Below are 12,283 nucleotides of genomic sequence, written 5' to 3'. Positions count from 1 at the left end.
CTTAGGTGTAGGGGCCGAGCTTGCACCCGAACAGGTCGGGCGGGTTCATCACCGTCTCGCCGTCGACGAGATCGACGACTTCGTAGAAATCTTCCGGGCCCTTCATGGCCGAAGGCGCCTTGCCGCGCAGGATCGGGATCGGCCGGACCATCTGGTGGTCCTCTGCCCTGTAATAGACGCGGCCGATCGTGGTCTCGTAGGGCTGGGACTTCGAGCCCTCCATCACCTTGATGATGTCGACAGGATTGAACCCCCCTGCCCGCTCCACCGAGAGCGCCCAGAGGTAGGTCTGCATGTAGGCGATGTGGGCGCCCCAGCGCGGACGGTACTTGTTTCGGGCAAAGAACGCCTCGACGAAGGTCTTGGCCAGGGGATAGCGGTCCTCCAGTGTCCACCAGAAGTCGCAGGAACCGTAGACGCCCTGCATCAGCTCGGGCCCCACCTCCTTGTCCTGAAAGGAGGAGAGGTTGGGCACCACGAGCTTCATGCTGGAGAGGACGCCGAACTGTTCGGCCTGCTTCGTGGAGGCCACCGCGTCGGACCCGAAGCAGATGTTGACGAAGACATCGGCGCCGCTGTTGGCGATGTTGAGAAGCGCCGAGCTGTAATCGGCCGTGCCCAGGGGCACCGTCTCCTTCAGCACCTGTGTCCAGCCCTGCTCCTTCGAGAATTTTGAGAAGGAATCGTAGACCGTCTGGCCATAGGTATAGTCGGGGACGAGGAAGGCGGCCTTGAGGTTCTTGCCCAATGCCTTCGCGACGACGGGCGCGAGGGCCTTGGCGGCCATGTAGGCGTTCTGCTGCGAGCGGAAGCCGTAGCGTTGGCAGTTCTTGCCGGTGACGTCGTTCGAGCCGGCGATGCCGACCATGTAGAGGACCTTGTCGCGGCTCGCGAGCTCCTCGAGGGCGATGGCTTCGGCGCTACTGACGGAGCCCTGGAACATGATGGCTTTGTCGCGCTGGATGAACTGGGTCGCGGCCTGGACCGCGACGTTGGGCTTGCCCTCGGTGTCGGCGATCTTGTGGCGGATCTGGCGCCCGAGCACGCCCTTGCCCTTGAGGCCCCAGGCGGCGGGGATCTCGCCGCCCGCGTTGATCTGCGCGATGGCCAGCTCATAGCCGAGCTTGAGGTCGCTGCCGTCACCGGAGAACACCCCGGTCAACGGCATGTTGAGGCCCACGAACACCGAATCCGTGCCCACCCCCTCCGGAAAAGTGCCGATCTGGGCGGGACTCTGGGCGCGGGCACCGCGCAGGTCCGGCAGCATCAGGCCGGCGGCACCGGCGAGGAGGAGCGTGCGACGATCGAGCATCAGGGGTCTCTCCGGTCTGGCTTCGAGGGGTCTGTTCGGGTGCTCTAAGGCTTCTGTGCTTGGGACTCGGTCGGGATCAGGAATGCGGGGCGGTTCGGCTTGGCGTCAGCAAGTCACGCGCCGGTCGCCACAGGCGGCAGCGGCTCGGGCGCAAGCGCCGGACCGTCCCGGAACTGTGCGGGCGCGAGCCGCTGGCGGTTCACGGCGAGGTCGAAGACGTCGAAGCGGTTGTAGTAGCCCACCACGTCGTGGAACTGCTTGGGCTCGACGCAGGCGTTGAGGTCGATCTCAGCGTAGAGAATCCCCTCCTCCTGCAGCGCCTCGCCGATCTGCGTGCCGGTCGGATCGACGAAGAACGAGGCGGCGCGCGGCGTTCCGTCGAGCACCTCGGCGGCGCCCGGATCGCGCGCCGCCAGGAAGTCGTAGGCGTCCCGGTCCAGCACGCCGGCCGTGACCAGTCCGAAGGCCTTGGCCTCGAAGCAATGGGCACTGGCGCGCAGGCGGTTGGCGGCGAGGTTGTCGTAATTGCCGCCGCCCTGCGGCCGGCGCGTCGGCCAGACCGGAGGCCAGGACGAGATGTGGAACTGCTCGCCCTGCGCCATCAGGGCATAGCGGGCGAGCGGGTTGGTGTTTTCGCCGCAGATGAGCTGGCCGATGCGGCCGATCCCCGTCTCCACCACTTTAAGCCCGGCCCCGTCGCCCGAGGCCCAGATGAGCTTCTCGTAATAGGTCGGCATCAGCTTGCGGTGGTGGTTGAGGATCGTGCCATCCTCCCCGATGAAAAGGTTGGCGTTCCAAAGGCAGCCCACGCTGGCGGGCGAGCGCTCGCTGATGCCGATCGATACGAAGATGCCCGCTGCCCGCGCCGCCTGCCGGATCCGCGCGATCTCCGGTCCGTCGACGAGGATCGAGTGCTCCGCCATGCGGGCGAACAGATCGTGGTTGTCGATGGGAGCCGAGAGGGCCGCCCAGACCGGAAAGGCCGGGATGAAGGTCTCGGGAAAGGCGACCAGCGCGGCGCCGGCCCGGGCCGCTTCTTCGATCAGGGCGACCGCCTTGGCGGTGGTCGCGGCGGCATCGAGGAAGACGGGTGCTGCGTGAATTGCTGCGGCCTTGAACCGTGGAAGCATCGGGGTTTCCCTTTCCACCCCGAAGTTACGTGGTGGAATCGGCTTGCGAAGCGGGCAATTCTGCAAGGCGCCTTGCAGGATGTCTCCGGGATGATGTCCGGGCCGGCGCACAGGGGCGACTGGCGCACATCTTGCGCCCGCTTCGACCATGCAGACCTTCGATCTCCTGGACTGGAACGACATCAAGGTCTTCCTGGGAGCCGCCCGTGGCGGGAGTCTCGCCGCCGCGGCCAAGCGCCTGAAGGTCGACCAATCCACTGTGAGCCGGAGGCTGGCGAACCTGGAGAGCGTCCTCGGCCTCGCACTCTTCGAGCGCGTGCCGTCGGGGCTCCGTCTCAGCGATATGGGGCAGCGCATGCTCCAGCATGCCGAGCAGGTCGAGAGCGCGGTCATTTCCCTCCGGCACGAGGATCATTCCGGCGATGGCCGTATCGGGGGGCGCGTACGGCTCGCCACGATGGAGGGCATTGCCTCCCTGTACCTCGCCGAGCGCCTCTCAAGCTTGAGAGACCGCCACCCCGACTTGATGATCGACCTCGTGACCTCGGCTCAAACCGTCTACGTCAACCGTCGCGAGGCCGACCTCTTCCTCAGCTTCTTCAAGCCACCGGGGAGAGGGTTGGTCTCGGAGCAGATCGGAGCGTTCCGGCTTGGCCTGTATGCGGCGCCGAGCTACCTCGCGCGGCATGGATGCCCCGTCGATCTATGGGCGTTGAAGGAGCACCGCTTCGTCTCTTACGTCGAGGATCTCATACAGGTCGATTGCGTCCGCTGGCTGGACGACGTGCTCGACGAGCCCCGGACGGTGTTCCGCTCCACCAGCATGATCGCGCAGAAGAGCGCGGCACTCGGAGGGCTCGGCCTCGTTCTGCTGCCGAGCTTTGCGGTGACGGCCCGTGACGACCTCGTTCCGGTTCTGCACGAGAGCGCCTTCACGACCCGCGAACTCTGGCTCAACGTTCACGCGGATCTTCAATTCGTGCCCCGCATCCGGGCCGTCATGGCCTTCCTGAAGAGCACGATCACGGCGGATGCGCAGTTTCGGGTGTCGGCGGACGATGCCGCTCCACCGGCGGTTCGCCATATCGGGGAACAGCCGCGGAAGCGCGTTCCAAGTGTTCAACCGCGATGCGAGACAGTGCATTCCGCATGATCGTCGGGCGGTCACCCGCTTGCGCGATGGGGGCCTGCGGGCGCTTCTCTGCGGGGTCGCTCAGTTCACGAGCCCGTCCGCGTCCCGACGTTGCTGATGGGCGGCGGTGATCTTCTTCATGAGCCGGATCAGTGTCGCCCGCTCCTCTTCCGAAAGGGGTTCGAGCGTCGCGTCATGGGCCTGACGTGCGGCCGTCTCCATCTGCCCCAGCAGGGCACGGCCTGCCTGGGTCAGGCGACAGCGTTGAGAACGTCGATCGGTCGGCGAAGCAGAGCGTTCGACGTATCCGCGCAGCTCCAGGCGTTTGAGGGCGCCGGTCGTCGTCGTCCTGTCGAGGGCGACCGCATTGGCCAAGGTTGTCTGGTCGGCTTCCTCACGTTCTGCCAGTAGAGAGAGCAGGCTGTACTGCAGGGGGGTGACGCGGAAAGCGCCACAACGCTCTGAAAATAGGCTGACATGGATCTGATGTAGCCGCCGCATCAGAAAACCCGGCCGTTCCGGCAGGAGCCAAGGCGTTCCGAGGGGCTGAAGAGCCTCCGGTGATGGCGCCGCATCCGCTTCAGCCAGCCCGCTTTCGTTCATCTGCGTCCCGTCTCCCGCTCCCGATCCGAAGCCCGGACGGTTCCTGGCACGTAACATGCCTTGGCAGATATACGAAGCATACTTCGCATTTCCCTGGTCACGTCCGTGCGAGGCAAGGCGAAGGCCGACGCGCGACGATGGAGGAGACGGAATGGACGCTGGTCGCTACGACATGCTGCTGCGCGGCGGACGGGTCATCTGCCCGGCCTCTGGCATCGATGGCATCAAGGACGTCGCCATCCGCGACGGGCGGATCGCCGCCGTCGAGGACAGCATCATACCGTCTGCCGCCACCGAGGTGGTGAACGTCTCCGGCAAGCTCGTCCTGCCGGGGATGATCGACACCCACGGGCACGTCTACCAATACGTCACCGGACGGTTCGGACTGCCGCCGGACATGGTCGGCGTGCGCTCGGGCGTGACCACGGTGATCGACCAGGGCGGCGCGTCCTGCATGACCCTGCCGGGCTTCCGCCACTTCATCGCGGAGAAGGCCGAAACCCGGATCTACGCGTTCCTTTCCGCCTATCTGGTCGGCGGCCTCGAAGGGCACTTCTATCCGAACCTCTACAGCCCGGACGGAGTCGACATCGACGCCACGGTGAAGTCGGCGGTCGAGAACCGCGACCTCGTGCGCGGCATCAAGGGGCACGCCGAGATCGGGGGCTTCGCCCGCTGGGGCATCAAGGTGATGGAGATGGCGGCCGAGATCAGCCGCCGGGCCGACCTGCCGCTCTACGTGCATTTCGGCCAGCTCTGGGGCCTGCCCGAGAGCGGCGCCAACGGCGAGGACGCCAACACCATCATGGAGCGGGTGATCCCGCTGCTGCGCCCCGGGGATTTCCTCGCCCACCCGTTCACGCGTCATCCGGGCGGCTTCATCAATGAGGAGGGCGTCGTCCATCCGATCATCCGCGCGGCGATGGATGCGGGCCTCCGGGTCGATGTCGGGCATGGAAGCCACTTCTCTTATCGGGTGGCCCGCGCCTCCCTGCCGGCGGGCGTCGTGCCCTACACTTTGGGCGCCGACATGCACGGCTACAACACCGAGGTGCCGCGGCCGGCGGGCACGCCCGACGAGCACCACGACGACGAGAACCACCCCTTCCTCGGCCAGGCCCGCTTCAGTCTGACCCAGGCAATGAGCTCCATGATGGCGTTGGGCCTGAGCCTCGAACAGGTGGTGCCCATGGTGACGAAGCATCCGGCCGAGATGCTGGGCCTGTCCGACCGGATCGGTGCCCTGACGCCGGGCTTCGCCGCCGACGTCTCGGTGTTGCACGACCATCGCGGTCGCTTCCTGCTGCGCGACAACGAGGACACCCAGGTCATCGCCCAGCGCCTGCTGCAGCCGGCCTTTTGCCTGCGCGCCGGCCGCCGCTTCGACGCCGACTCGCCGATCCTGCCCAGCGCCATCGCAGCCTGACCCCGGCACTCGAAGGAGACGACCGCATGAGGGCCGATCCGTCCCCGCTGCCGCCCGACCCCCGGCACGATTGGTCCCGCCTCGACCGGGCGGCGCGCGATGCCGCCTACGACAACAACGCGGCGGTGCCCGATGCCGCCGCCCAGGCGGCGGCGCGCAACGCGGCCTCCGCAATCTACCGCGCCGCGCATCCGGGCGCCCTCGACATCCCCTATGCGTCGGCGCCCCGCACGGCCCTCGACCTCTATCCGGCGACAAACCCGGCGGCGCCCTGCCTCGTCTTCATTCATGGCGGCTATTGGCAGCGCAATTCCCCTGACCTGTTCGCCTGCTTCGCCGAAGGCCCCGCCGCCGCCGGCTGGTCCGTGGCGATGCCGGGCCACACCCTCGCCCCCGAAGCGAGCCTGACGCAAATCGTCGAGGAGATCGGCCTGGCCCTCGACTGGCTGGTCGAGCACGGGCCGGCGCACGGCATCGCGGGGCCACTCGTTCTGGCCGGCTGGTCGGCGGGGGCGCATCTCGCGGCGATGCAGCTGCATCACCCGGCCGTGGTGGCGGGGCTCGCGATTTCGGGCGTCTACGAACTCGGGCCCATCCGTGACACCGGGCTGAACGATGCCCTCTCCCTCACCGACGCGGAGGTCGCGGCCTTGTCACCCCTGCGCCTGCCGGTGGTGGGGAAACCCCTGGCCATTGCTTATGGCAGCGCCGAGCGCCCGGCCCTCGTCCACGACGCCCGCGACTTTCACGCCCTGCGTAGCGCCCACCACGCGCCGGGGCCGCTCGTCCCCGTGGCGGGGGCCGAACACTTCTCGATCTTGAACGAACTGCGTCGTCCCGGCGGCGTGCTGGTGCGCGCCGCCATCGATCTCATCGAGGGGAGACACGCATGAGCGACGCGATCCTGCTCACCGAGGGCGTCGGCGCACGCCTGCCCCGCAAGGAAGACGACCGCCTGATGCGCGGGCGCGGACACTATGTCGGCGACCTGCGCCTGCCCGGCCTGCAGGACGTCGCCTTCGTCCGCAGCCCCCTGGCGCATGCCCGCATCCGGGCGATCCACGTACCGGACGCGTTTCGCGGGCAGGTGTTCACGGCGGCCGACCTCGCGGACGTGCAGCCGATCCGGGCCGTCTCGGGGCTCGCCGGCTTCAAGGTCTCCGAGCAGCCGATCCTCGCCAAGGACAAGGTCCGGCAGGTCGGCGAATTGCTGGCGATCTGCCTCGCGCCGACGCGAGCGCAAGCCGAGGACATCGCCGCCGCCATCGTCCTCGACCTCGAGGAGTTGCCGGCCGTGCACGACATGCTCGCCGCCCGCGAGCCCGGCTCCGCCCTGGTCCACGAGCATTGGGGCGACAACGTCTTCCTGGAGACCCTGGTCGACGTGAACTTCGCCGCGGCGCTCGACGCTCCGATCAAGGTCTCGCGCACCATCTCCACCGGACGCCAGTGCATGGCGCCCATCGAGGGGCGGGGCACGGTGGTGCATCTCGACCACCGCATGGATCAGCTCGTGGTCCACACGGCGAGCCAGATGCCGCATATCGTGCGCAACGGCCTCTCCGAATGTCTCGGGATCGAGCAGGGGCGCCTGCGCATCGTCTCGCCCGATGTCGGTGGCGGCTTCGGCTACAAGGCGATCCTGCTCGCTGAGGATGTCTGCCTCGCATGGCTGGCGCTGCGGGTCGGCCATCCCGTGCGCTGGCTGGAGGACCGGCGCGAGCATCTCACCGCAAACGCCAATTGCCGCGAGCACCATTACCGCATCACCGCCTATGCGGAGCGGGACGGCACCCTCCGGGGCATCGATTGCGAGGCCACCGTCGATTCCGGTGCCTATTCGGCCTACCCGTTCTCCGCCTGCCTCGAGGCCGCGCAGGTGGCGAGCATCCTTCCCGGCCCTTACGACTTCCCGGCCTATCGCTGCCGGACCTGGTCGGTCGCCACCAACAAGTGCCCGATCCTGCCCTATCGCGGGGTCGCCCGGACCGGCGTGTGTTTCGCCATGGAGCTCATCCTCGACGCGGTGGCGGCCGAGGCCGGCCTCGAGCCCTGGACGGTGCGCGAGAAGAACCTCGTGCGAGCCGAGCAGATGCCCTTCGACAACATCACCGCCAAGCATTTCGACAGCGGCGACTATCCGCAGGCGCTGAGACGCGCCCTGAAAGCCATCGATGTCGACGCCGTACGGGCGCGCCAGCGGATTCCCGAGCCCGACGGGCGCCGCATCGGCCTCGGGCTTTCGATCTACTGCGAGCAGGCGGCGCACGGCACCTCGGTCTATTCCGGCTGGGGCATCCCCATGGTGCCGGGCCACGAGCAGGCGGGTGCCCGGCTCACTCCCGATGGAGGCCTCGAGCTCCGGATCGGCGCGCATTCGCACGGGCAGGGATTGGAGACGACCCTCGCCCAGGTGGCGCACGAGATCCTCGGCGTGCCGGTGGCCCGCACGCGCCTCGTCCATGGCGACACTGCCATGACGCCGTATTCCACCGGCTCCTGGGGCTCGCGCGTCATGGTGATGGCCGGTGGCGCCGTGGCGGCGGCCTGCCGCGAACTCAGCTTGCGGGCGCTCCGCATCGGGGCGCACCTGCTCCAGGCCGACCCGGCGGCCTGCCGTTTCGAGGCGGGCCGCGTCGTCGGTCCCTCGGGTGATGTCGGCCTCGCGCAGATCGCCCACACCTGGTACCGGCGCCCGCAGGATTTGAGCCTGGACGTGAATCCGGGCGGCCTCGAAGTCACCGCCGGTTACAAGCCGCAACGCGATTCCGGCACCTTCTCGTACGCGGCGCACGCGGCCCTCGTCGCCGTGGACCCCGATCTCGGCGCGGTGGAAATCCTCGACTACGTCATCGTCGAGGATGGCGGCACCCTGGTGAACCCGCTGGTGGTGGACGGCCAGATCTATGGCGGCCTCGCGCAGGGGATCGGTACGGCCCTCTACGAGGAGATGCGCTTCGATTCCCGGGGCCAGCCGCTGGCCTCCACCTTCGCCGATTACCTCCTGCCTGGGCCGGCGGAGGTGCCCGAACCCCGCATCGACCACATGGAGACCCCCTCCCCCTACACGCAGTTCGGCGTGAAGGGGATCGGCGAGGGCGGGGCCATCGCGCCCCCGGCTGCGCTCGCCAACGCCATCAACGACGCCCTGCGTCCCCTCGGTGTGGCGATGCTGCATGCGCCGGTGAGCCAGCACCGCATCGTCGAGGCCGTGCTGGAGGCCCGTGACGCGGCCTCTGCCCGCAGTCGGGAGGCCGCATGAAACCCGCCCGCTTCGCCTATGAGCGCCCCGGCGATCTGTCCGCCCTGCTCGCCCGGCTCGCCACCGCCGAGGGCAGCGTGAAGCTGATGGCCGGGGGGCAATCCCTCGGACCGATGCTGAACCTGCGCCTCGTCGAACCCGACCTCGTCCTCGACATCACGGGCATCCCCGAGCTGCGTCGGGCCTCGGTCGAAGGCGAGACCCTGGTGCTCGGCGCCTGCATCACCCATGCGGATATCGAGGACGGGCGCGTCCCCGACCTCACGGGCGGCGTCATGGCGCGGGTGGCGATGGCCATCGCCTACCGGCCGGTGCGCAATCGCGGCACCATTGGCGGCTCCCTCGTCCATGCCGATCCGGCCGCCGACTGGGTCACGTCGCTGATCGCGCTCGGCGCCGAGGTCGAACTGGCCTCGACATCCGGCCGCCGTCGGCTGGCCCTGGAGGACTTCGTCACCGGCGCCCTCGACGTGGCCCTGGCGCCCGGCGAAATGCTGGTCGCCGTGCGGATTCCCGCCCTCCCTCCCGGCACTGCCTGGGGCTACGTCAAGCATTGCTCCAAGATCGGCGAGTTCGCCCACGCCATCGGGGCCGTGTGGATCGAGCCCCATGTCGGGCGCGGCCGCGTGGTGATCGGCGCCATCGAGCGTGCGCCCCTCGTGATCCCGGACGCATCCGACCTGTTCGGCGGCCGGATCGGTCCCGACTTCGCCGAACGCTTCGATGCCCGGGCCGCCGATGCGCGCCTGCGCGAGGCCGGGATGACCGACGCCGTCGACCGCCACGTCCACGTCACCGTGCTGGGCCGCGCCATTGCCCAGGCGGCCGCCGTGCCGCCCTCCCTCACACCTACTGTCAGCGAGGCCGCATGAGCACCGCCGCGTCAGCCCTTCGCGACGACCGCCTGCCGCTAAACTTCACCGTGAACGGTCGTGCGCGCAGCCTGCGGGCCGAGCCGCGCACGCATCTCGGCGACGTCCTGCGCGACACCCTCGACCTGACCGGGACCCATCTCGGCTGCGAGCACGGAATCTGCGGGGCCTGCACGGTGCTGCTCGACGGCGAGCCGGCTCGCGCCTGCCTGACCGTTTCGGGGGCCTGCGCGGGGGCCGACATCACCACCATCGAAGGGCTCGACGACGACCCGGTCGCCGGTGAATTGCGCGCCGCCTTCAACCGTGAGCACGCCCTCCAGTGCGGCTACTGCACGCCCGGCATGCTCATCGCCGCCCGTGATCTCGTCCTGCGCCTGCCGGACGCCGACGAGCGCCGCATCCGCGCCGGCCTCTCGGGCAACCTGTGCCGCTGCACCGGTTATGTCGGCATCGTCCGAGCGGTGCGCAGCGTCATCGCCGAGCGTCGCGCCCGCGGCATCGCGCCGACGACCGGCGGACAGCGCGGCCTCGGCCCCGTCGGCGCGCGCCTCGGCACGTCGTCCGGCACCGCATCGGATGCGGCCCGCACGCCCCTGCGCCCCGTTGCACAGGCCGAGGCCGCGCGGTCGATCGCCGATCTCGACGGCGATTTCGTGCCGGCCCACCGGTTCGACCAGTCCTTCACCGTGGCGCACCCGCCCGACACCGTCTTCGCCCTGTTCGGCGACGTCGAGGCCGTGGCTGCCTGCCTGCCCGGCGCCATGCTGACGGGCCAGCCGAACTCGGACGCGGTCGAGGGCGCGCTTCAGGTGCGGATCGGTCCGATCGCCGCGCGCTTTCGCGGCCGCGCCCGGATCTTTCGCGATGAGGCGGCCCGCACGGGACGCATCCTCGGTGCCGGCAGCGACGCGGGAGGACGCTCCGCCACGCAGGGCGAGATCCGCTACCGCGTCGGGCCGGGCGAGACCCCCGGAACCGCCCGGATCGATCTTGCCGTCGGCTACACCCTCAAGGGGCCGCTGGCGCAGTTCGGGCGGCCGGGGCTCGTGCGCGACCTCGCCGGACGCCTCGGGGCCGACTTCGCCGCGAACCTCGAAGCCCGCCTCTCCGGTGCGCCGGCCCCGGCTGCCACGGGCCTCAACCCCCTGCGCCTGCTCCTCACGATGCTGACGACCTCCCTACGCCGGCGTCTCGCCGCATGGGGCCGCCGTCCCTGACCGTCGCCTCCCCCCCGCGATCCTGCCCGCGATCCTGCTCAAGACCGGAGACCACCATGACGCGCAGCCACACGATTCCCGCCTTGACCCTCGCCTTCGTCCTGTCGGCGGGGGGGGGCCACGCGCAGGCGATCCGGATCGGCGTTAACGAGCCCCTCACCGGGCCGTTCGCGGCGTCGGGCACCTATGTGGTCAACGGCGCCCGGATCGCCGCCGACGAAATCAACGCCAAGGGCGGTGTCTTGGGACGTAAGCTCGAACTCGTCGTCGAGGACAACAAGAGCAACCCCACCGAGGCGGCGGCGGTGGCTGAAAAACTCATCACCAGCGACAAGACCCCGGTGCTCATGGGGGCATGGGGGTCCAGCCTAACGCTCGCGGTGATGCCCAAGCTCGCCGACTACGAGACCGCGATGCTGGTGGAGACGTCGTCGTCGGGCAAGATCACCACCTCGGGCAACCCCTACGTCTTCCGCATCTCGCCGCCCTCGGCCCTGGAAGCCGAGGCCTTCGCGCCGATGGTGGAGAAGCTCGGGCTGAAGAAGGTCGATTTTCTCGCCATCAACAACGACTGGGGCCGGGGCGCGGCGGCCGATTTCGGCAAGATGCTCAAGGGCAAGGGCGTCACGGTCGGCCTCGTGGAGACCATGGACCAGGGCGCGCAGGACATGAGCGCCCAGCTCTCCAAGCTGAAGGGCTCGGATGCCGACACGATCATGATCACGGCTGCCGTCGATCAGCTGACGCTCCTGTTCAAGCAGATGGCGGCGCTCGGCCTCAAGAAGCGGATCATCACCACCGGCGGCTCCCAGAACCCCGACCAGATCATCGCCCAGGCAGGTGCTGCCGCCGAGGGGACGATGCATCTCACCACCTTCCTACCCTGGTACCCGGAGAAGACCCCGAACCCGGCGGCCACCGCCTACTTCATCGGCGAGTGGAAAAAGCGCGGCTTCGAGTTCGCCGGCGTCACCGAGAGCTTCCGGGGCTACGACGGCATCCGCGCCATCGCGGCGGCCATCGAAAAGGGCGGCGCCGCCGATGCGGCCTCGATCAAGAAGGGGTTCTGGTCGGTCGATTTCACCGGCCTCAACGGACAGATCCGCTTCGCCAAGGCCGGCCCCGCCGGGTCCGAAAGCGGCCAGAGCAAGCCGGACGTCTACCTCGTCAAGATCGACGGCGGGAAGGTCGTGGTGCCGACGCTTTAGCCGGGCGCATGCCTCCCGGCTCGCACCCCTCGGGTATCACATGCGGAACAGGCTCTTCTCCTTAGGGCTACCGGATTCCCCCATCTGTTTTTGCGGGCAGAGCGCGTCCCTCTCCCCC

The 12,283-nt window shown here is 68.9% G+C and carries 10 protein-coding genes; 7 read left to right on the top strand and 3 right to left on the bottom strand.

The window, feature by feature from the left end; all coding sequences use genetic code 11:
• Window position 1: 1 nt before the first annotated feature.
• Together IPV08_RS15480 and IPV08_RS15475 are read right to left on the bottom strand one after the other, a co-directional pair.
• The gene (locus tag IPV08_RS15480; protein WP_156467937.1) at window positions 2–1,315 is read right to left on the bottom strand and encodes a substrate-binding protein; all 1,314 of its coding nucleotides are present in this window, start codon (window positions 1,313–1,315) and stop codon (window positions 2–4) included.
• Window positions 1,316–1,425: 110 nt separating this feature from the next.
• Complete coding sequence (locus IPV08_RS15475) at window positions 1,426–2,442, bottom strand: carbon-nitrogen hydrolase family protein (RefSeq protein WP_207412501.1); 1,017 nt, start codon at window positions 2,440–2,442, stop codon at window positions 1,426–1,428.
• Between the two features lie 148 nt (window positions 2,443–2,590).
• Between IPV08_RS15475 and IPV08_RS15470 the strand changes: the two genes are divergently transcribed.
• A complete protein-coding gene (locus tag IPV08_RS15470) occupies window positions 2,591–3,595 on the top strand; it encodes a LysR family transcriptional regulator (protein ID WP_207412500.1) in 1,005 nt (334 codons plus the stop codon).
• 60 nt (window positions 3,596–3,655) lie between these two features.
• Here the strand turns inward: IPV08_RS15470 and IPV08_RS15465 are convergent, their stop codons facing one another.
• Window positions 3,656–4,177, bottom strand: a complete 522-nt coding sequence (locus tag IPV08_RS15465; RefSeq protein WP_207412499.1) for a MarR family transcriptional regulator — start codon at window positions 4,175–4,177, stop codon at window positions 3,656–3,658.
• A gap of 151 nt (window positions 4,178–4,328) precedes the next feature.
• Between IPV08_RS15465 and IPV08_RS15460 the strand changes: the two genes are divergently transcribed.
• From IPV08_RS15460 to IPV08_RS15435, 6 genes are read left to right on the top strand one after another with little or no spacing between them, the layout of a single operon-like run.
• On the top strand, window positions 4,329–5,603 hold the full coding sequence (locus tag IPV08_RS15460; protein ID WP_207412498.1) for an amidohydrolase/deacetylase family metallohydrolase: 1,275 nt from the start codon (window positions 4,329–4,331) through the stop codon (window positions 5,601–5,603).
• Window positions 5,604–5,629: 26 nt separating this feature from the next.
• Entirely contained in the window at window positions 5,630–6,496 is an 867-nt protein-coding gene (locus IPV08_RS15455; protein ID WP_207412497.1) for an alpha/beta hydrolase, read from the top strand.
• Window positions 6,493–8,865, top strand: a complete 2,373-nt coding sequence (locus tag IPV08_RS15450) for a xanthine dehydrogenase family protein molybdopterin-binding subunit (RefSeq protein ID WP_207412496.1) — start codon at window positions 6,493–6,495, stop codon at window positions 8,863–8,865. The genes IPV08_RS15455 and IPV08_RS15450 overlap by 4 nt, the downstream gene beginning before the upstream one ends.
• Window positions 8,862–9,737: an FAD binding domain-containing protein gene (locus tag IPV08_RS15445; RefSeq protein ID WP_207412495.1), complete on the top strand. Its 876-nt coding sequence runs from the start codon at window positions 8,862–8,864 to the stop codon at window positions 9,735–9,737. The genes IPV08_RS15450 and IPV08_RS15445 overlap by 4 nt, the downstream gene beginning before the upstream one ends.
• A complete protein-coding gene (locus IPV08_RS15440) occupies window positions 9,734–10,957 on the top strand; it encodes a 2Fe-2S iron-sulfur cluster-binding protein (RefSeq protein ID WP_207412494.1) in 1,224 nt (407 codons plus the stop codon). The genes IPV08_RS15445 and IPV08_RS15440 overlap by 4 nt, the downstream gene beginning before the upstream one ends.
• A 56-nt stretch (window positions 10,958–11,013) precedes the next feature.
• Window positions 11,014–12,165: an ABC transporter substrate-binding protein gene (locus IPV08_RS15435; RefSeq protein WP_207412493.1), complete on the top strand. Its 1,152-nt coding sequence runs from the start codon at window positions 11,014–11,016 to the stop codon at window positions 12,163–12,165.
• The last annotated feature ends 118 nt before the right edge of the window (window positions 12,166–12,283 follow it).

Source organism: Methylobacterium sp. SD274 (assembly GCF_017355285.1).
Lineage (GTDB): Bacteria > Pseudomonadota > Alphaproteobacteria > Rhizobiales > Beijerinckiaceae > Methylobacterium.
The sequence above is the reverse complement of the archived record's forward strand: the minus strand, read 5'-3'. Positions and strand labels throughout refer to the sequence as shown.